This is a genomic window from Tatumella saanichensis (genome assembly GCF_000439375.1).
Taxonomy (GTDB): Bacteria; Pseudomonadota; Gammaproteobacteria; order Enterobacterales; family Enterobacteriaceae; genus Tatumella; species Tatumella saanichensis.
This window is the reverse complement of record NZ_ATMI01000031.1, coordinates 32,484-52,567: the sequence shown is the minus strand read 5'-3', so window position 1 is coordinate 52,567 and position 20,084 is coordinate 32,484. Positions and strand designations below refer to the sequence as shown.

General features: G+C 50.3%; 21 protein-coding genes and 2 pseudogenes. 8 read left to right on the top strand and 15 right to left on the bottom strand.

Translation table 11 applies throughout. The features are described 5' to 3' along the window. Positions 1-550: 550 nt before the first annotated feature. On the bottom strand, positions 551-1,450 hold the full coding sequence (locus tag DW47_RS0109115) for a LysR family transcriptional regulator (protein ID WP_241430715.1): 900 nt from the start codon (positions 1,448-1,450) through the stop codon (positions 551-553). 107 nt (positions 1,451-1,557) lie between these two features. On the opposite strand from DW47_RS0109115, the gene DW47_RS0109110 reads away from it, so the two are divergent. Further along, a complete protein-coding gene (locus DW47_RS0109110; RefSeq protein ID WP_029686111.1) occupies positions 1,558-2,721 on the top strand; it encodes an alpha/beta fold hydrolase in 1,164 nt (387 codons plus the stop codon). 301 nt (positions 2,722-3,022) lie between these two features. Here the strand turns inward: DW47_RS0109110 and DW47_RS0109105 are convergent, their stop codons facing one another. Beyond that, a complete protein-coding gene (locus DW47_RS0109105; RefSeq protein WP_029686109.1) occupies positions 3,023-3,427 on the bottom strand; it encodes a winged helix-turn-helix transcriptional regulator in 405 nt (134 codons plus the stop codon). A 113-nt stretch (positions 3,428-3,540) separates the two neighbouring features. Between DW47_RS0109105 and DW47_RS0109100 the strand changes: the two genes are divergently transcribed. After that, complete coding sequence (locus tag DW47_RS0109100; protein WP_029686108.1) at positions 3,541-4,605, top strand: NAD(P)-dependent alcohol dehydrogenase; 1,065 nt, start codon at positions 3,541-3,543, stop codon at positions 4,603-4,605. 117 nt (positions 4,606-4,722) lie between these two features. Here the strand turns inward: DW47_RS0109100 and DW47_RS0109090 are convergent, their stop codons facing one another. Both DW47_RS0109090 and DW47_RS0109085 read right to left on the bottom strand, forming a co-directional pair. Continuing rightward, positions 4,723-5,046, bottom strand: a complete 324-nt coding sequence (locus DW47_RS0109090) for a DUF1493 family protein (RefSeq protein WP_029686107.1) — start codon at positions 5,044-5,046, stop codon at positions 4,723-4,725. 196 nt (positions 5,047-5,242) lie between these two features. Then, positions 5,243-5,473 (bottom strand): annotated as a pseudogene (locus tag DW47_RS0109085) (LysR substrate-binding domain-containing protein); the annotation flags it as partial. 74 nt (positions 5,474-5,547) lie between these two features. Between DW47_RS0109085 and DW47_RS16350 the strand changes: the two are divergent. Continuing rightward, on the top strand, positions 5,548-6,078 hold the full coding sequence (locus DW47_RS16350) for an MFS transporter (RefSeq protein WP_051150882.1): 531 nt from the start codon (positions 5,548-5,550) through the stop codon (positions 6,076-6,078). Positions 6,079-6,144: 66 nt separating this feature from the next. On the opposite strand, the gene DW47_RS0109075 is transcribed toward DW47_RS16350, so the two are convergent. From DW47_RS0109075 to DW47_RS16345, 5 genes and pseudogenes are all read right to left on the bottom strand, one after another. Next, positions 6,145-6,729 (bottom strand): class I SAM-dependent methyltransferase, encoded by a 585-nt coding sequence (locus tag DW47_RS0109075; RefSeq protein ID WP_029686074.1) that lies wholly within the window; start codon positions 6,727-6,729, stop codon positions 6,145-6,147. Next, positions 6,726-7,742, bottom strand: a complete 1,017-nt coding sequence (locus DW47_RS0109070) for an HNH endonuclease (protein ID WP_029686073.1) — start codon at positions 7,740-7,742, stop codon at positions 6,726-6,728. The genes DW47_RS0109075 and DW47_RS0109070 overlap by 4 nt, the downstream gene beginning before the upstream one ends. Before the next feature lie 186 nt (positions 7,743-7,928). After that, positions 7,929-8,957 (bottom strand): methionine synthase, encoded by a 1,029-nt coding sequence (locus DW47_RS0109065; protein WP_029686072.1) that lies wholly within the window; start codon positions 8,955-8,957, stop codon positions 7,929-7,931. A gap of 27 nt (positions 8,958-8,984) precedes the next feature. Beyond that, a complete protein-coding gene (locus DW47_RS0109060; RefSeq protein WP_029686071.1) occupies positions 8,985-9,968 on the bottom strand; it encodes a DUF1852 domain-containing protein in 984 nt (327 codons plus the stop codon). 364 nt (positions 9,969-10,332) lie between these two features. Continuing rightward, positions 10,333-11,010 (bottom strand): annotated as a pseudogene (locus tag DW47_RS16345) (RluA family pseudouridine synthase). Between the two features lie 142 nt (positions 11,011-11,152). Between DW47_RS16345 and DW47_RS0109050 the strand changes: the two are divergent. Next, positions 11,153-11,644, top strand: coding sequence for a GNAT family N-acetyltransferase (locus tag DW47_RS0109050; RefSeq protein ID WP_051150881.1), 492 nt, complete (start codon positions 11,153-11,155; stop codon positions 11,642-11,644). 42 nt (positions 11,645-11,686) lie between these two features. Here DW47_RS0109050 and DW47_RS0109045 read toward each other — a convergent pair whose 3' ends face one another. Beyond that, entirely contained in the window at positions 11,687-13,327 is a 1,641-nt protein-coding gene (locus tag DW47_RS0109045) for a dihydroxyacetone kinase subunit DhaK (protein WP_029686069.1), read from the bottom strand. Between the two features lie 322 nt (positions 13,328-13,649). On the opposite strand from DW47_RS0109045, the gene DW47_RS0109040 reads away from it, so the two are divergent. Together DW47_RS0109040 and DW47_RS0109035 are read left to right on the top strand one after the other, a co-directional pair. Beyond that, entirely contained in the window at positions 13,650-14,828 is a 1,179-nt protein-coding gene (locus tag DW47_RS0109040) for an alpha-hydroxy acid oxidase (RefSeq protein WP_029686068.1), read from the top strand. Positions 14,829-14,909: 81 nt separating this feature from the next. Next, positions 14,910-15,608, top strand: coding sequence for an aspartate/glutamate racemase family protein (locus DW47_RS0109035; protein WP_051150880.1), 699 nt, complete (start codon positions 14,910-14,912; stop codon positions 15,606-15,608). Positions 15,609-15,682: 74 nt separating this feature from the next. Here the strand turns inward: DW47_RS0109035 and DW47_RS0109030 are convergent, their stop codons facing one another. Then, positions 15,683-15,871 (bottom strand): hypothetical protein, encoded by a 189-nt coding sequence (locus tag DW47_RS0109030; RefSeq protein WP_029686066.1) that lies wholly within the window; start codon positions 15,869-15,871, stop codon positions 15,683-15,685. Between the two features lie 309 nt (positions 15,872-16,180). On the opposite strand from DW47_RS0109030, the gene DW47_RS0109025 reads away from it, so the two are divergent. Next, positions 16,181-16,375, top strand: a complete 195-nt coding sequence (locus DW47_RS0109025) for a hypothetical protein (RefSeq protein ID WP_029686065.1) — start codon at positions 16,181-16,183, stop codon at positions 16,373-16,375. Positions 16,376-16,569: 194 nt separating this feature from the next. Here DW47_RS0109025 and DW47_RS0109020 read toward each other — a convergent pair whose 3' ends face one another. The 3 genes from DW47_RS0109020 to DW47_RS0109010 all read right to left on the bottom strand — a co-directional run bounded on the left by DW47_RS0109020 (position 16,570) and on the right by DW47_RS0109010 (position 18,473). Next, positions 16,570-16,818 (bottom strand): glycine zipper domain-containing protein, encoded by a 249-nt coding sequence (locus tag DW47_RS0109020; RefSeq protein WP_029686064.1) that lies wholly within the window; start codon positions 16,816-16,818, stop codon positions 16,570-16,572. Between the two features lie 109 nt (positions 16,819-16,927). Further along, positions 16,928-17,950: a Ppx/GppA phosphatase family protein gene (locus DW47_RS0109015; protein ID WP_084689049.1), complete on the bottom strand. Its 1,023-nt coding sequence runs from the start codon at positions 17,948-17,950 to the stop codon at positions 16,928-16,930. Between the two features lie 139 nt (positions 17,951-18,089). Further along, on the bottom strand, positions 18,090-18,473 hold the full coding sequence (locus tag DW47_RS0109010) for a DUF4186 domain-containing protein (RefSeq protein WP_029686062.1): 384 nt from the start codon (positions 18,471-18,473) through the stop codon (positions 18,090-18,092). Positions 18,474-18,594: 121 nt separating this feature from the next. Between DW47_RS0109010 and DW47_RS0109005 the strand changes: the two genes are divergently transcribed. Then, the gene (locus DW47_RS0109005) at positions 18,595-19,029 is read left to right on the top strand and encodes a hypothetical protein (RefSeq protein WP_152473152.1); all 435 of its coding nucleotides are present in this window, start codon (positions 18,595-18,597) and stop codon (positions 19,027-19,029) included. On the opposite strand, the gene ldcA is transcribed toward DW47_RS0109005, so the two are convergent. After that, on the bottom strand, positions 19,020-19,952 hold the full coding sequence (gene ldcA, locus DW47_RS0109000) for a muramoyltetrapeptide carboxypeptidase (RefSeq protein WP_029686060.1): 933 nt from the start codon (positions 19,950-19,952) through the stop codon (positions 19,020-19,022). The genes DW47_RS0109005 and ldcA overlap by 10 nt on opposite strands. Positions 19,953-20,084: the final 132 nt, after the last annotated feature.

Sequence of the window (20,084 nt, the reverse complement as noted above, 5' to 3'; positions counted from 1 at the left end):
TATTTTGCATGACAGCCCTGGGCATTATCTACTTTGAAGTCAGCCCACCTTTGTCATCTTTCTCAATGATCCTATTGAAGTCAATGTCTCGACTTGGCTAAAGCTACACTCAGGCTTCTGTAAGTGTCGTAGAGATTAAGGCTGAATCAACGTAATGATGGCTCAAGCCTGAGCCTGCTTTTTGCAAAGCGTGAACCCGTTCTCGGCCATCGGGGGGATATTAGCCTTTCAAGATAAGGCTATGTCATAACCACTTAATCACGTAACTGCTCGATAGCAAAGTCAATTGAGTGCATATCGTAACTATAAATTGTCGCAACGTCGGTCCGCTGAGGGATGAAGTTTTATATCCCCCAAAACAGGGCTGAACACCGTTCTTAGCCAAGCAACATAAGTTAAGGGGAAAGCTTGACCGAGTTATCTATACCAGGGAGCGAACGGGATGGACAGGGTACCCAGTCGCTCAGTAAGTGAAGGGGGAGTTCGGACGATGACTCGCGGTGAGGCGTGACAGTCAGAGACTGTTCTGTATCGTCTACTATCCTGTGTCTTAGAAGGGTGCGGAATTGAGTGCATCAGCAATAAAATCAACGAAGGTGCGAACTTTAAACGGGATTCGGATCGCGCTTGGATAGACGGCCTGAATGGTGAGCTCAGACGTGCGGTACTCTGGTAACAGTTCCACTAATTGACCCTGCAGTATAGGCTCGCGAAACACGAAACTAGGGCCATAGGCAATTCCTGCTCCGGTCAGTGCGGCCTCCCTCAGCAATTGCATATTATTGGCGGTTAACCGACTTCGGCTGTCAATCACATGTAATGTGTTTTCTGCATCATAGAGTGTCCAATCACCAGCAGAAACTGCCTGACTGAATACCAGTCGTGGTGCACGTGAAAGATCATCCGGCGTTTCGGGCCTGCCATGTTTTTTTAAGTAATCTGGTGATGCACATAACACCATTCTGCAGGGTGCCAGCCGACGAGTTACCAGCGTCGGATCGTCAAGACGTCCTATCCGTAAGGCGACGTCAACTCGGTTTTCGAGTAAATCGCTATATTTATCCTCTAAAACAACATCCACACTGACGTTAGGGTAGGCTTCAAGATAACGTGACACAATTGGACCAAGATACATGGCACCAAAGGCGACCGGGGCGGCAATCCGCAGTAATCCATGAGGTGTTGCCTGAGTGTCACTAGCTTCTTTCTCGGCCTCTTCTAATGCCTCAATGATGGTCTTGCAGCGTTCATAATAGCGTTGACCTGCATCTGTCAGGCTCAGCCGACGTGTCGACCGCTGAATAAGCCGCACATTTAAATCAGACTCTATTGCACTGACATGTTTGCCCGCCATCGCCGCGGAAAGGTGAAACCGTCTTGCTGCCGCAGCAAAACTTCCTTCCTCAATGGTCGCAATAAAAACGCGCATACTGGTAAATTTATCCATCATATCTCACTATTCGATAATCTGGCTATCGACTGTATTAAATAACCTATCTATTATCATTTATAATAACTGTAATTAACATTGTTTCAAATCCTGAGGAGAATGAAGCGATGAAAATGACAGTTAACAATATCAGTATTAATGTTGAGCAATATGGTTGCGGTGAATGGACACTGGTATTTCTCCATTACTATGGTGGTTCATCTCGGACGTGGCAGCGGGTGATATCTCAGTTATCTGATCAGTACTCGATTATTGCTATTGATCACCGTGGCTGGGGACACTCCGATGCACCAGGATCTGGATACCAGATTGCGGATCTTGCCAGCGATGCTGAGGGCGTAATCGCTGCGCTCAAACTGAAACGCTATATTCTGATTGGCCACTCAATGGGTGGGAAAGTGGCGCAATTGATGGCATCTCGTCGGCCTCAAGGTCTTGAAGGACTTATCCTTATCGCGCCGTCACCCCCTTCGCCGATGCGGCTCTCTGCAGAAGAGCGCGATAGACTGGTTAATGCGTACAGCAGCCGCGAATCCGTCGAGTTTGTTATCGATAATGTTCTGACGTCGAAGCCGCTGAGTCCTGAGATCCGTGAGCAGGTGATTGAGGACAGCCTAAACGCTTCAGCTGCCGCTAAGGCCGCTTGGCCCGAGATCGCTATGAACGAAGATATTACCCGTGAAGTCGCAGCCATTAATGTTCCCGTGACGGTCATTTCAGGGGAATTTGACCGAGTCGATACACCGGACCGGTTACAAAAGGAGTTACTGCCGCGTATTCCCCATGCAGCGATGAGGATTATCGAAGGGACTGGACATCTTTCACCGCTGGAATCCCCCCAGGACATTGCAGGGTACATCTCAAATTTTGCTGCTTCAATTGAGCGGAGTGACAGTGTTTATCGTACCCCAGCAGACACTATTGCGGCATTTGATGCAGCGTTCAATGCAGGGAATATTGATGAATTAATGTCAGTGTTTAGCAACCTCGCGACGATGAAAATGACCAATGAGGTTATCGTGGAGCAGGATGTTGTTGGCTTGCGCAATGCACTGACTGCACTGATTGCAACAGGAGCACAAATCAGTAATCAGATCCGCACACTGATACCTTCAGGAGATCTGCTGCTGGCCATAATCAGTTGGTCGTTGACAACCACTCTGCAGGACGGGACTCACCGGCATGAGCAGGGTATTGCGACACAGGTCTTGGAAAAAGGTGCAGATCATGGCTGGCGCTTACGGATATCGAATCCTCTCGGCGTGAGTTAATTACGGTCAGGGTCACGACTGCTGTCACTGATGTCGAGAGCGGTATTATGCGCGACGATTTACGAAAGTATCAATGGGTTACGTTGTCGGTATAGTGATTCAAGACCCCGCGAATCTCACGTCGAACCTTTTCAATATTGAACGGCCATTCCCGCCAGGGATGGCCGAATTCTCCGGTTGCACGGCTAGACTGCCGGTGGCTCAATCCTGAGTGCTGAGCAGCACGAGGCATCACGCTGAGCACTCTGCTTTGAACGGACTCTGTAAAGCGCATCATAACCGTGACTTATTGCCCCTGCTCCTATGTTGGTAACCCTTGTTCATCGCTGCTGGCGGTCTGATAGCGGGCTTCCATTTCATCTAACGCTTGCTGATTCTTCAGCCCCCATTGGTAAAGCTGTTCTATCGGTTCGGCAAACATTTGCCCCAGAGAGGTGAGACGGTAATCCACTTTGGGTGGCACCACTTGGTAGACATGCCGGGCGATCAGACCGCGCATTTCCAGTTCTTTCAACGTCTGAAACAACATCTTTTTGGAAATACCCTGGAGACTGCGTTGTAGCTCGCCGGTGCGGGCTCTCCCCTCCGGCCAGTGATAAAGCGCGTGCAGCACCATTGTGCTCCATTTGGCTGAAAATAAGTCCATCATGCGACGCGGTGGCGAGTCCGCATAAAAAAACAGTTTACCTTCTACCCAAGCTGGCATAAGCGATCTCTCTGTTTATGGTCACCAAATGGTGACTACTATCAATCTAAAACCCATTTGATTATAGTCTGCGCCACGAAGTCAACCTACATCCTTTTATTGGTGAGGATAAGATGAAAATTAATGCACTGGTGGCTCATGATGCCACCCAACCCTTGACCACTGGACAGATCGCACTGCGCCCCTTGCAACCTCAAGACGTCAAGATTGATATCCTTTACTGTGGTGTCTGCCATTCGGATTTACACATGGCGCGCAATGAGTGGGCGGTTAGTCGCTATCCTCTGGTTCCTGGGCATGAAATCGTCGGCCGAGTGGTGGCAACCGGTCATGCTGCAAGTCGGTTTAAGGTGGGCGAACTGGTTGGGGTTGGTGTGATGGTCGACGCCTGTCGTGAGTGCCATTTCTGCCAACAGCATGAGGAGCAGTATTGTGAGGCCGGTTTTGTGCCGACTTACAATGGAATCGACCGTTATACGGGAGATAATACCCATGGCGGCTATGCACAAAGCTTGGTTGTTGATCAACATTTTGTGGTGACGGTTCCGAAAAATCTGTCTCTGCCTGGGGTAGCCCCGCTGTTATGTGCTGGGGTAACGGTCTGGTCACCGTTGCGCCATTTTAACGTCAAGGCTGGGGATCAGGTGGGCGTTGTTGGACTGGGAGGCTTGGGCCATATGGCGGTTCAGTTGGCCAGTGCCATGGGCGCTGAAGTCACGCTGTTTACCACCTCGCCACAGAAAGGGCAGGATGCACTACGCCTGGGGGCTAAAAACGTCGTGGTCTCTAAGGATGCGGCGCAAATGACTGCTTGCCAGACTTCACTAGATCTGATTATTGATTGTGTTGCTGCGCCGCATGATTTAGATCCTTATTTGGCGACCTTGAAAACCAATGGTCGGCTGGTGCTGGTGGGGATCCCCGATAAACCTCACCAGTCCCCTAATATCACGCCGATGGTGTTTCGTCGCCTGAGTATCAGCGGCTCTTCAATTGGCAGTATTCAAGAAACTCAGGAGATGCTGGATTTCTGTGGTCAGCATAATATCACTGCGGACATTGAACTGATCACCGGTGAAGAGATTGAAACGGCATTTGCCCGAATGCTGCGAGGCGAAGTGAAATACCGGTTTGTGATCGATGTGCAGGCGACTTGCTGGGGGGCAGTGCATCCTTAAAACGGCTAGCGGTTTCATTGCAGCACAACCACAGCGTGATGCCGATTGCTGGATACAGCGATCTGGTTAATGGGCGGGCCGTCATAGCGGGCGGCCTGCGCAAAAATCACATCGCTGTTAATACAGCCAGCGACCGGCACGGGCTGAGTTAGCAAACATCCTGACGGTTAAGGGAGTTTTGGCTATTGGCGGTGTATCACGGCGTAACCATTTTCGAAAACAGCCCCGTATCGTCCAAGGAAAGTAGTTATCTACCTCCATGGCGGTGATATCGACCTTAAAGTGTTCAGCATAGTTGGCGATGGCCTCTACCAGCACCTCCCTCGCGGCATACTCCTGCAAAATATCATCGGCTCTCAGGGTAACGGACTTTATCCCTAAGCGCGTTACCCGGGGGAGTTGTTGGCTGAAGAAATTCAGTACCCTTTCTTCTGTTACCATCTTTTATGCACTCCTTGCAGTTAGGGTCGGGGCATACCCTACGATAGCATTCAGTTGATCACCAGTGCGAAAACCTGGTTTTGTGAGGGCGCGCCGTTTTCGGCTGCGGTGACGTTTCCCTCCGCTAAGATGAGGAAGAGGCGGCACAAAATGCTGACGAAAAATCACGTATAGATCACTTTGCCGGCTGAATATTTCACGGCATCATCTGTAGTAACCACTGGCGCAGGGCACGGATTTCCGTCACATCCGCCTTATCTTCAAGTGTCATCATGTAATAATTAGCCCCCGGTAGCGAATCTGCAAAAGGCGCGACCAACACTCCACGGTTGACCAGGTCACCGACCAGAAGCTGACTGGCAATAACTGCCCCGTGTCCTGCCACCGCGGCTTGCAAGGCATGACTCTCATCATTGAAGTAGAGCCCGCGCCCAGTACCGGCAGCTATCACACAGCCGCTTGGGCGTGGCTGGCGCACTCACCCACAGATGCCGGCACTTTATGTGGCGACAGCAGTTATTATCAGTGCCGCACTTTGCGGCCTTCACGTATATCCAGCCAATGCTGACTCGTATCCAGGCTGTTCCGTTCAGTGGCGTCTCGGCATTGTTATTGGTCTCTGGTCTGGCCGGGATATTCGGAAATGTGATTGCTGGTAAATTGATTGACCGTCACCTGAAAAGATTGATCACCCTCAATCTGTTTATCAGTGCCATTGCGTTGGTCTTACTGGGGCTCAAAGGGCTAGCGCCACTCCCAATCGCAGCCATTATTGCGTTACTGGTGTTATGGGGTGCCGCAATCGCGATAATTTTTGTCGGTTTACAGACCTGGGTACTGCGAAACGCTGGTGATGCGGCACAAGCCGCCTCTGCCTTGTACGTGGCTATTTTTAATGCGGCTATCGGTCTCGGTGCCCTGGTCGGCGGCCGATTGTTGGCCACCACCGGCGTTCAAGGAATGGCCCTTTTTTCGGCAGTACTGCTGCTAGCAGGGGGGCTATTGATCGTGAAACTAAGAAAACCTGACTAGAGAGACGGAAGTGGAAACTGGGTAAAGGTCCCCAGTTGCCGTTACCCGGTGCCAGAAAACCGTTGATTAGCTATCCTTAAGGAGTAAGGCATTTAACCAACGTTCATCTCGATCAGGACGCTGGTCAGCAGTTGTCCAACATTTTTCGATGCGCAAAGCGGATACAGAGTGGATCAGAGTATTCAGTCTGTCCTCATTAAGATCAGTAAAATGTCTTTCTCCAACCTGTCGCTCTTGGTCACCATATTTGAATGAGACATAGATAACGCCACCTGATTTGCAGGCTTTACTTAGACGTAGCAATGCTTCAGATAATTGTGAATAGGGGAGATGTAATAAAGAGGCGCAACACCAGATACCATCATAGAGCAGATCACTGACGAACTCTTCAAAACGTAGGGTGTGTACTGAGATACCGGCATACCCGGATGCCAGTTTTGCAAGCGCCGGACTGGCATCAAAGGCGTCAACCTGGAATCCCTTTTCAATAAACACTTTACTGTCCCGACCAGACCCGCAACCCGCATCCAATACCCACGCACCTTCTGGGAGATAGCGGCAAAATAACCCATGCAGCGAAGACATATCGACCCGATAAGTGTTCTCAAAAAAGCTCTGCGCATGGGTTTGGTAATACTGTTCGCTACTCAAAATAACGGGTCTCCACAGACTTCAGGCTGCCAAGTATGAAATAGCGCAGTGTGAAGGGCAGTATTCCATTGTGTATTGAGAAACTCTCTTCTGGTTGCTTCGGTTTTTCCGGTCTGTCTGATTAAGGTTTCACGTAATGGCAGGTGGCTATTAATAAAATATTCATTACGTTTGTGCAATCGCCGTAACAGGTCAAGTGAGGGCAGTTGCGCGAACTTTCCACCTTGACCTCGGTTGCACGGTTGGCAGGCAAGTACCAGGTTCCAAATACCGTCGATATTTTCAATATTCTGCCGAGAGGACCAGGGTATAAAATGGTCAACATCACAAAGTTCTGTGTTTCCACTGTCAACCCCGATTGGCCGATAGCAGTAAAAACAGCGACCTTTTTGGTAACCATTCAAGCTGTTTCTGCAGCTAGTAATAGTCACTCTGCGCGTCTGCTGGCGGCTATATAACTCACTGGTTTCTGCATCATAGGCGACATCCAACAGGTTGCGTGAGACACCACTAGCCCAGGCATGTTCCACCAGTCGCCAGCGTGCGTCGGTCTCCGCGATGAGGTTGCTGAACTGCTGGGTCTCTGCGAGGTGAAAGAAATCATCAGTCAAACGGATAGATTTAGCGGTTTTACGCTCATCGATAAAGAACCGGGTCGCAATTTCTGCGCTATTTACGTTATGAAAAGCATCAATCACATTATTAAAGCCAAGACGTACCGTGGTGTTAATCAGTGTCTCCCGACTGATTTCACTTTGGTTGAATGCATTACAGGCATCAATATAGCGGCTGCTGTTTGTGGTGATCTGCTTAGGAGCATCGAGTAAATGTCGGCAGAGGTGTTCGCTGAAAGGCTGTGCCAGTTCTTCAAGACTGAGTAGTTCTGACTGACTGTGTCTTAAATCGTAGAGTGCATGGGCGAGAGCGAATTTGTAGGAGGCAACATTTTTGCCAAAAAGAATAATACCACGCCAATAATTTTCGCGTGTCGGGTCGCATTGATAAAACTCCATCTCTCTGCCTGTTATCAGTAAACTGATAAATGATTTTAATATAAAGCACCAGGCTTGTAACCTGACCCTCTAGCAGAGTTTCGGTAGTATAGGTTTGCAGGATGTAAAAACAGGGGTCAGCTTGCGCTGACCCCTGTTTTAGTACCAAGAGTGGGGCAGTAGACGATCACTGCCCGCTTGGGATTATTAGGCACCCAGCTCTTTGCGGATAATGGCCGCACCGGCGCTCAGGGCTTTTAACTTACCGTTTGCCACTTCGCGGGACAGTGGCGTCATACCACAGTTGGTAGAAGGGTAAAGTTTGTCAGCATCGACAAACTGCAGAGCTTTACGCAGGGTATCCGCCACTTCTTCCGGGGTTTCAACCTGGTTAGTGGCAACATCAATCGCACCGACCATCACTTTCTTACCGCGGATCAGTTCCAGCAGATCCATCGGTACGTGGGAGTTATGGCACTCCAGTGAAATGATATCGATGTTCGATTTTTGCAGTTTCGGGAACGCTTCTTCATATTGGCGCCACTCTGAACCTAGGGTCTTTTTCCAATCCGTGTTGGCTTTAATGCCGTAGCCATAACAGATATGCACCGCGGTTTCACACTTCAGGCCTTCGATAGCGCGTTCCAGTGTAGCAACACCCCAGTCGTTAACTTCATCAAAGAAGACGTTAAACGCAGGTTCATCGAACTGAATAATATCGACGCCCGCAGCTTCTAACTCTTTCGCTTCCTGGTTAAGGATTTTAGCAAATTCCCACGCCAGCTTTTCGCGGCTTTTGTAGTGACCGTCATACAGGGTATCGATCATGGTCATCGGTCCCGGCAGGGCCCATTTGATCGGCTGTTTAGTCAGGCTGCGCAGGAATTTAGCATCTTCGACAAACACGGGCTTTTTACGGGAAACGTCACCGACCACAGAAGGTACGCTGGCATCGTAACGATTACGGATTTTGACGATTTCACGTTTCTCAAAATCGACACCTTCCAGGTGTTCGATAAAGGTGGTGACAAAGTGCTGACGGGTCTGCTCACCGTCGCTGACAATATCGATACCGGCCTGCAGTTGGTCCAGCAGGGAAACACGCAGTGCATCCAGTTTACCGTCGATTAATTCCTGGCCTTCCAGTTTCCACGGCGACCACAGTTTTTCTGGCTCGGCGATCCATGATGGTTTTGGCAGGCTGCCGGCGGTAGAGGTTGGGAGCAAAATTTTCATTACAGGTGACCTTTTTGTTATCGTTAATTAAAGTGCGCAGTCAGCAGACCATTCTTCGAGCAGGGCTTTATAAGGTTTAATAAAATACTCTTCGGTATATTTACCCTGTTCAACTGCCAGACGGCTACGCTCTTCGCGATCGTAGACAATTTTGGTAACTGAGTAATCCTGATAATGCAGGTCCGGCTGGTATTCGTGTCCGGCAGCGGAGTTAGCATTATAGATTTCAGGACGATAAATCTTTTGGAAGGTTTCCATAGTACTGATAGTGCTGATTAATTCAAGATTGGTGTAATCAGCCAGCAGGTCACCATTGAAGAAGAATGCCAACGGAGCAACGCTGTTTGGCGGCATAAAATAGCGCACTTCCAGGCCCATTTTATGGAAATACTGCTCGGTCAGCGAGCTGCCTTGCGGCTTATATTCATGACCCAGTATCGGGTGGTGGTTACCGGTACGGATATAGGTATCCTTGGTGGAGACACTCAGACAAATTACCGGCTGCTTGCTGAACGTCGCGTTATATTCCTCGGAGCGCAAGAATTTTTTGAAAATATTACCGTGCAAGTCGCCGTAGTTTTCTGGAACCGTAAACTCACTTTTGCCTTTGTTATGATCTAGCAGCACTACACTGAAATCGTAATCGCGGACGTAGGAAGAGAAGTTATTGCCGGTAATACCTTCGATACGCTGACCGGTATGTTTATCCAACACGGTTGTTTTTAAAATTTCGATAGCGGGGAAGGTACCGGTCTGTTCTGCGGTATGAATATTCATCTCCACAGAGATAATGTCCAGCTCAACAGAGTAACGGTCGCTTTTCGGATTGTCCCAATGGGCCAAGTTATTAAAGCGTTTATCGATCATCACTAAGGTATTGCGCAGGTTCTGCTGACGGCTTTCACCGCGCGCCAAGTTGGCAAAGTTAGTGGTCAGACGGGTATTTTCCGATGGATTATAATTCTCATCGAAGCGACTGCGCGTAATCGTAAAGCTAAAATTATTATTCATGGTGATCCTGTCTTCCGGTGTTTATTCGGTACGCTGAGGTCATTGTTATTACGCCTGAACATTCGGCACTGTCATCCAGCGAGCTCATGATGTCTGTCATCTATAAGGCATATTTTATGCCAGAGTGGGGCGGGAGAAGGTAGTGAATTAATTTCACTCCTTCATGAGGGAAATTCATGTTGGAGCTCTATACGCCTGGACATCCATACTTCCAAGGTCGATAAGCGCTAAGATAGGACGGTATTGCCTGGGCTCCGCAAGGGCCACAACGGGAAAAACTTGCGACGCTATGGCAACATGGCACTTGATGGCAGGGCGTTATCTTGTGGGGGAACTCGGGGGAATGCAACCGTTTGCTGCCTGCTTAGAACGCTGGGGGGCAGTCAAATGTCAACGCAATACCGCTCAGCGGGTGGATGAAGGCCAGTTTGCTGGCATGTAACATCAGTCTGGGTAGCGATGGAGACTCATCAGCACCATACAAATCACAGCCGAGGATAGGATGTCCGAAGTGTTGGCAGTGAATGCGCAGCTGGTGGGTACGGCCGGTTTCTGGGTACAGTTCACAACGGCTATAAGGCAGTCCCGCTGCCAGATAACCGGTTTCCATTAGCTGATAACGGGAACGCGCTGGTTTTCCACGCTGCTCACAGATTACCATTCTTGGAAACAGTGCCGGATCTTTGGCAATAGCGGCCTCGATACACCCCGTCGGCGACTGTAAATGACCGGCTAGCAGAGCCGTATAAACCTTGGTGACCGTGCGCGCACTGAACTGCTGGCACAGGGCGGCATTGATCTATTTATCACGGGCAACCACCATTAGGCCCGAAGTGCCGAAATCTAAACGGTGTACTAGGCTGCAACCGGGGTAGTCGCGGACCAGTCGGTGATGGACCGAATCCAGATTGGCAGGATTTTTTCCCGATAAGCTGAGCAGTCCGGATGGCTTATTGATGATCACTATCTGGTGATCTTCATACAGTACATCAATCTGTTCACTGCAGGGCGGAGCAATAAACGTATCATTAATAACGGTCATCAGGACTTCCAAGCATCATGTGGGCACGGGAGTGTACCCTAAAGGCTATCCCTCCGGAACCGGAGGGAACATTGTCGTCTCTGACCGAGCATGGTAGTTTCACCAAACGCAGTACCTCTGCCACCTCCTAAACGGATCTGTTATGACTATCAGCAAATGCTCTGCCGCAGACTGGCCCTCTCTGGTCGATATTTTTATTGAGATGGAAAATTATTACCATGATCTTCCCGAGATCACACCACAGGAGATGGGTGACTATCTGCGGGAGAATATTTTTAATCCGACAGCCGGGACTTCGGTCTATATCAGCCGTCAGGAGGGCAGGATCACCGGTTTTGCCTGTGTCACTATTCTATTTCCTGCACCGCGTTTTAGCGGCCAGATGTTTATCAAAGAGCTGTTTGTTTCGGCACCGTGGCGGGGGCAAGGGATTGGTAGATCCTTGATGGCATTCTTAGCTGGGCTGGCACGCAAAGCTGGCTGCCTGCGTCTAGACTGGCTATCGGATAAACATGACCGTGCCGCCCAGCATTTTTATCAATCGCTGGGCGGAGAAGTGATAGAATCGGTGAGCTATTACCGACTTACTGGTGAAAATCTGCACCGGCTCGCAGAGAGCGATGACCACCACTAACAGCCGATCCTGACGGACAGTCGCCGAAGCCGGCGAGAGGGGTTAATCCACTTTCAACGCACTGAATACAATACTGATAGCCTCAGCGCCGGGATCTTTATGGCCTTTGAGGGTGTCTTCATTCAGGTAAGCAGAGCGTCCAGCGGCCGCCTTTTTCATCTGGGCGGTGCTATCCGCCCCCTGCTTGGCGGATGCGACCACCTGTTGCCACGGTTTATCTTGGCTTAAGGCCTCTAATGCCGGTTGTAGGGCATCGATTAGCGTACGATCCCCCGGCTGTGCACCGCCGTATTTTTTCATCTGTTCAAGACCGGCCAGCAACCCGCGGGCCAGGAACTTTTCTGTCTGGCAGCCTTCGGCAGCAGCGCTGAACAATAAGGACAGTAATACACCGCCGGAACCGCCCATTGGCGTGGTGATATTTTCCCCTAACCAGCGTAACAGTGCCGGAGGTTCATCCAGCGGCAGTTTTTTTTCCTGTAGCGCTTTCAGTACAAAGCGCGCTCCGGTGGCTAGCGTTGAGCCGGTGTCACCATCACCGACATGGCTGTCGAGGGTATTCAGTTGCTCCTCGCTATCGAGCAGCGATTGGCAGGCGGAGCGCAGTAGCTCAGCCGTATGTGGATTGTCACTCGGCGTGACCGTAGACGTTGGCGGCAGTGGCTGGCTGGGTTGCCAGTTCATCTGAGTGGGTTGATATACCGGCGACCAGCCACTGACTTCGACGGGTGCAGTCAGCGCGGCCAATAACTCATCATCCAGCGACAAGACTGTTAGGGAGAACCCCTTCATATCCAGAGCACTGGCCAGTGTCGCGGGGCCTTGTAGATAGCTGATGCGCTGAGCTATTGGGGAGTTCAACACTTGTTGAGTCAGCAGCGCCATCTCCAAGAGTGAACAGCCGCCAAGGTTATTGACCATCAGTAGCAGATCACGCTGATCGCCGATATGCTCGAGTAGTATTTCACTGAGTGTGCGCACCAGTTGTTGGCTGTTCTGAGTGTTTAAGGTAGTGATGCCATGCTCGCCGTGGATCCCCATTCCTAATTCACTCTTACCCGTTGGGATACGTTCTCTGCTATTGCTGGCGGGCAGGTGACAAGAGGAGATGGCCAGTCCCACCGTGGCGATTTTATTCAATGCCTGCCGAGTGATTTCAGCAACCTGTTGTAGCGATGCGCCTTGAGCGGCAGCATAGCCCGCAATTTTATGGGCGAGGATAGTACCTGCCAGGCCACGGGGGTGTGGATTATCCGGTAAGGCAATATCGTCGCTGACCAGCACCATTTCAACCTGATAACCGAGGGCACGCGCCTTTTCTGCTGCCAGGCCGAAATTTAGGCGATCACCGGTATAGTTTTTCACGATCAGCAGGCAACCCGCATCACCGGTGACAGTTATGATGGCGCTGAGGATCGCGTCCACCCCCGGAGAGGCAAAGATATCCCCGACAATGGCACCGGTTAGCATCCCTTCACCGACAAAACCAATATGCATAGGTTCATGGCCGGAACCGCCACCAGACAGCAGCGCCACACGGGATTTATCATAGTCAGTCCTGACCACTATCCGTTGACCGTCTGGGGTTTTCAACTGGCTAAGTCTGCCGCCAGCAGTACGGATCATCCCTTCGATGGCTTGATCGACCAGGTTCTCTTTATTATCAAAGAAAAAATGACTCATGACTGTTACTCCGCGCAATGGCTTGGAAAGGTTATTTTAGTGTGGGGCAGAATATCCAGCTGTGAGGGGGTTTGGGGTCTATATGTGATGAAGATCACCAAATGAATTGAACGTACCGGTATGGATAACCCTAGCCTAAGACCAGTTTCTGATGGAGAACAGAAGGTCACAACAATAATTGTGACTCTGCTCCCGCACCTGCACCTGCTAACGTGGCTGCAGTAACGCTTTTACCGCTGAGCGAATATCTATAGACAGTAAAGTTGTTTGCTGCATCGCAGAGGAGTCAATAGGATCAAACATTTACCGCCAGACTCGCCTTATGAAAAAAAATGCTTTTCTCTGTCTTGATGATTACCAACGTCCAGCGAAACGAAAACTGCCAGGACCACTCTATGCTTATGTATCTGGGGGAGTAGAAGATAATATTTCTCTGCATGATAACCGTGCCGCGTTTGCAAGGATTTATCTGCGTACGGAAGTCCTTAAAGATGTCTCAGTAGTCAACACCGATATCGAGTTGTTCGGTCACCGTTATCGCGCACCTGCCGGCATTGCCCCGATGGGTATTGCCGCGATGACCGCTTTTCAGGGGGATATTGCCCTTGCTCAAGCGGCCCGCGACGAAAATGTTCCCTTTATTATGAGCGGGTCGTCGTTGATCCCGCTAGAAGAAGTCGTCAGTGTAAACCCACAGATGTGGTTTCAGGCCTATCTGCCCGGTGAGCAAGAGGCTATCCGCGCATTGGTGCAGCGAGTCAGTGATGCGGGGGTCAAGACCTTGGTGATCACCGTTGATACCCCCGTTAAGGCTAACCGTGAAAACAACCTGCGGGCTGGTTTTTCAACCCCTTTTCGGCCGAGCCTACGGTTAGCACTGTCCGGAATCAGTCATCCACGCTGGCTGTGTGGCACCCTGTTACGCAACTTGGCAGTGCGGGGGCAGCTTCACTTTGAAAATAACTATGCCACCCGGGGAGCGCCGTTATTCTCACGTCACGTGGTCCGTGATTTTAGTGGGCGCAGCCATATCAGTTGGCAGCATCTGGAGCAGATACGCGCGCAGTGGCAGGGCGCCTTAGTGATTAAAGGTATACTGAGCAGTCAAGACGCGGCGCGGGCGGAGGCGCTCGGTGCCGACGGTATCATTGTCTCCAACCATGGGGGGCGCCAATTGGATACCAGTTTACCCCCTATCTATGCGCTGCCAGCAGTGGTTGCGGCGGCTGGAAACATGACAGTAATGCTCGACAGCGGAATACGTCGCGGGACTGATATCATCAAAGCTTTAGCGCTGGGGGCAAAGTGTTGCTTTATTGGCCGGCCTTTCAATTATGCCAACGCCTTAGGCGGAGCCCGAGAAGTGAGACATGCCATCCGACTTATTAGTAATGAAATCCGTCGTGACATGGGGATGATGGGCACCCTCCAACTCAGCGAGATACAATCACAGCATCTGTTGTTGCGTGATGATGCGCAGCGTTTCACGGTCATCAATTGAAAGCGGATAAGTCAGCCCCCATAGTGTCTTGGTTGCTGCTATCGGTAACTTTTCCTTGTAATGGCACAGGAGTGACAATCAGTGGCGATCTCTATAGGGGTACTGGCCGGGATGGGGCCGCGTTCAACGGCGCCTTTTATCGATCTGCTGGTGACAGAGTGTCAGCAGCAATATGGTGCTCGAGACGACATCGATTTCCCATTGATGCACATTATTTCGCTGCCAACACCGTTTCGACCAGGTCAGGCAGTAGATGATGCCGCAATGATTGCTGCCTTGACCGCTGGGATCAAACAGCTGGTCGCAGCGGGGGTGGATGTGATCGCAGTGCCTTGTAATTTGGCGCATTGTTATTTTGCAGAGATGCAGCAGGCTGCTGCGGGTGTGCCGCTGTTACATATTGCCGACAGTACCTTGTTAAAGCTGCCTACCACGGCTCGCCAGATAATGGTATTGGCCACCGAACCCACCTTGCAAAGTGGATTTTATCAGCAGCGTCTGCGCGACAGCGGGTATCTTTACAGTGAACCGCCAGCGCTGCGTGGGCTGACGACTCAGTTGATTGCTGAGATAAAACAGCACGGTTTTAGCAGTCCCGATGCCGCTATCCTTTGGCAACAGCTCTCCGCGCTAACCCGCCAGGCCGATGCTGTGCTGGTTGCTTGTACCGATATCACACCACTGATTGCGCGTTATCCCGATGACCAGTTACACCTCGACACTGCACAAAGTTTGGCCCAAGCGACCATTGGTTATTATCTCAGTGCACGCAAATCGTAGCATCAAAAAGCACGGAGTGACCGATTAGCCGCTCCGTGATAACCGCTGAACCCTATACCCGGACCACAGGTATTTCAGGCGGCAAATTTATCTCGCCCTAACGGTTCTCGAATATGTTCATCGGGCATGTCTGCGGTGTCTGTCACCAAGGGTTGCCGATAGCTGGCGTGATGAACATCTACAGGCAAGTGAACTCGCAAAGGTTTAGCCATCGGGGCGACTGAAATAAACAAGAATAACCAAGCATAGAGTCGTTTCTTCATCTAGGGTTCTCCGTGAACAGTTCCCGGAAATGCTAAAAGAAACAACGTAAACTTCTGTCATTAACGCTTAAATCCGTGACAGCCGTTGTAACCCGACACGCAGAACGGTTTGATTTTTTACGCTTTACTGCCGCGAGTGGTAAATAATCCGAAGTTTATTCGGAATCAGCCGATATTTAATTGAATAGGCTATTTATCGGCTATGCTTATCTCCGGCACAGGTTGTGCCGGTCAGAACTTATATGACTGACAAATCATTGTCATATTGATAAAGGATACTCTGTCAGTCACAGAAAAAGGAGAGTCGCCATGCTGGCTAAAATGTTTCTTCACGGTCGTCATTGCTATGTTGCTGTGACGGTAATGACCGAATTGCATACCCCCTCAATGAACAACGGTCATAAAGAATACCTTGTGAGTTTGGCCAATGGTATGCAGGAAAAAATTGTGATGGATGCTGCCACTCAGGCAGGAATGGAAAAAGGTTGTTTACGTCTAGGGTAATTTGCACATTCCCCCGCGCCCTATAAAGCCTCCTTCTCAGCACTATCAAACATAACAATGTTGTTACACTGAAATGCTGGCTAAGCTTGTAGGTGTTACATCTCTAAAAATAAAAAACCCTACTTTCGCCAGAAAGCAGGGTCAAGAGAATGAACTCAATGTGGCGGGTACATGTGCCCGCCAGAAAGGTGAGTTTATTTACGTCCCAGCAAGTATCCGAACACAGCACCTACGGCTGCGGCAATCGCAACACCGGTGTATGGCTTATCAGAAACCTGTGATTTCACAGTGTCTGCAGCATCACGTACTGCATAGCTTGCCTGGGAAGCGTATTTACGGGCTGCACCTTTCACAGAATGCTCAGGTGAGTCAGTAACATCACCATAGGTTTCCTGTGCTGCGCCTGCCAGTTCTTCAGCTTTATCCTGCACTTTACCTACCATGTAAACTCTCCTTATATGATGTTTGGTTAACTCCTTTTCAGTATAGCAAAGGATTTTTTAAGTGTGAGTGAACGAGAATATTCTTAGGAAAAGGTGAATGACTGTGCCGTTATTCCGTCAGTAAACCCTGTACCAGACTGGCTTTCGCCAACGTGACCTGCGGTATGTTCAGGGCTTGCATATAGCCTTCCACCAATAACAAATTACTGATATCAGTGGCACGGTAATCGCCGGAGAGCTGGTCATCGCTTTTGTTCACTTGCTCAGCGGCCAGGGCTGTTAGTCCAGACAGGGTATAGCTGTTCGGCTTGTTCACGAACTGGTCACGCAGGGAATAATCATGCACGCCACCGATACCTATCACTTTACGTTGTGTGATCAGCGATTTGATGGTCGGGTCCACATCATTATCAGCATAGAAGCGGACAAATTTCAGGACATTTTCTGCCTGAGTGCCAATAGGGTTAGGGGAGCTATCAGCCTGTAACGGCTTATTCTGCAGGAGACTGATAATGTAGTTTTTCAGGGTGACAGAGGCTAATTTTCCTTGATAAATCACCGGCGTCATTTTGCCGTCTTTCTGATAGAAAGTAGTCATTTGCATGGAGCCACCACCGATATCCCATACCAGAATATCGTCATCCTTCAACGACGGATCATTGAGCGTTGCTTTGGCAGAAGCAAAGCCTAATAGGGCTTCCTGGCGCTGACTGATAATGCGAAGACTGGCGCCGCTGTGCTGAGCAAATAAAGTCATCACCTGTGGCCCATTTTCGGCACTACGGAATACTGCTGTCCCCACGCCACGAATACTCACTGGGTGAAAGCGGCGGGCAACGTTGACTTCCTGGGTGATAGCCGCCAACCCTTGCTTAATCACTGACTCAGGTAGCCGTTGGTCGGCAGAATGCATCAGCGCGTCGTTGTAGGCTACCGGCAGTTGCTGCTGAAAGAGCATTTTATGGATCCGCTGCTGACAGGTATCGACTTCCGCCACAGCGATTTTGGTACTGCCCGAACCGATATCAATGGCTGCACGGGTTTGCAAGCAATTCTGCGCGAGGGCGAAACTGCTAAACAGGATAGGCACAAGCGCTAGCATTGGGCGTAAGTGGCGGGATGTTTGCATCATTTATTTCCTTAAGGATGTTGTTATCTTTAAGAAAATTACTACAAAATATGACATATCAACAAGCACGAAGCGGGTTAGCAGAGCAATTCCCTGAAAGTCAGTAGCGGGCAAAGCCTTCACCATGGGGAGTAAGGTTGACTCAACTGGGGCATTGCCGTGCATGAATTTGTTGCTGTAACCAGTAAAACAACACCTCACACAGATAATCTTGTTGAGCTTCACTTAGCTCAGATCCCAGTGGGATGCGGTGCCATTTCTGCAGACAGCCACGGCAGCAGGTGGCCGTTGCATGCTGGGCAATAAACACGGGATGGCCGCGCATCGGGGTCTGCTTACCATCGTTGGGCGGGTGTGCCGCGGCCAGTCGTTGGCGAATGAAGTCTCGGGCATGACGCATAACGACTTCCGCCCCTTTTTCCAGACAATATTGATAATCTGCATCACTGAGGTGAAAGCGACTGCGGAATGCGGAAGCGGATAATCGGCTGAAAAGGCGAGCCATCGCCGGATCAACAGGCTGCATAAATGTTTATCTCCGGTCATATTTATTCGTAACTTGTAACCTGCTGCGGCTTTTTTAGTTTGCCGGCAACGATATTCTCATCAGTAAATGGTAACTGACCCTCAGCATGACAGGAAGCGTGATGAAAAAAAGTGTCATAACTCTGCTGGCAATATTGATGCCACTGGCAGCCGCTGTGGCTGCCCCAAATGATGGCGATGAGTTTCAAATATCCTGTCAGGGCCGACAAACCATGACAATTGATCGGGCAGAGTATGGCATCAGCACCCTGATGTGGGGGACAGATAATTTTCAAATTGCTGCCGGTCAGGAACGTACCCGCCTGCAGGACGGTCAGCCGGTCTCGATCACCTTGTTTCGCAACGGTGATCAGTTAATGGTAGATCAGGCGACACAAAATACGTTCTTCGTCTATGCCGGTACCTCGGCATTAGTCCCCTGTGAACGGACCTTCACACGGCCTGATCCGCTACTAACGTTAACGCCGTGGAGTGATCATCCTAGCGATGGCAGTGCGGGTATTGAAGCCGACCGCGGACAGCACCGCTATTCCTGACCCTGCGGAACAGGATAGCCACTGAGCGTCAGGGCAACCTCTCCCTGCTGACAGTGTAAGGTGGCATCAGCCCCGATAGGCAGAGTCACGGTTTCCGGCTCATGACCGAATTTTAGCCCTTGGATAAAGGGGACGCCGCTCAGTTCACTTAAGTAGCGCCAGACAGTGTTGAAATCATAGCCCTGATCATAGTCGCTAAGGGTGGCACCACTGAAGCTGCCGATGATCACTGCCTGCTGTCTTTGCAGGATACCTGTGTAATAAAGCTGCAATAGCATACGTTCAACGCGGAACGGATGCTCATTAACATCTTCGATCACCAGAATGCCATCACTGATATCTGGCATCCAGGGTGTGCCTACCAGAGAGGTCAGCATCGCCAAGTTTCCGCCCCATAGCGTGCCTGCGCCGTGAAAAGATTGCTGTGTATTTTCTGGCCAATGGATGGTATAACTTTTTTGCCCGAGTAATCCGAAGAAATGGTCTTTCGTATAGTCCGATATCGGCTCGGCACCGAAATTACCAGCAAGCATAGGGGCACTAAAGGTCACCAGGCCTGTTTGGGCCAATAGCGCGAGCTGAATGGCAGTAAAGTCACTGTGACCGCAGAGTGCGACCTGCTCACCAGTCAGCCGAGTTGCGATGTCCGCGTAACGGATATCACCGAGTAAGCGGCTGGCCCCGTAGCCGCCGCGTACCGCTAGCAGAATGTCCGGTAGCGGGGAAAGTGTAGCGATGTCATTGATATCGGCGAGCCGCTCTGCCTCTGAGCCCGCAAAACGTTGGCGACGGCGATGGATTATCTCACTGTTTTCTAATCGGTGACCGGCAGCATGCAGTGCCGCGACACCCCGTGCCGCGGCACTCTGATTATGACAATAACCTGAGGGGGCAATTAAGCGGATACGATAGCTTACAGGCATAATAACAATTCTTCAGGCTGGATAAATATAGGGTTTTATCATGGCGAAAATGCTGGCCGGTGTCACCTGTTTCAGTCAAGAGGTGCTTTCGGATAAACGGTAATTTGCACGCTGAGTGAAAGCTGTATCATA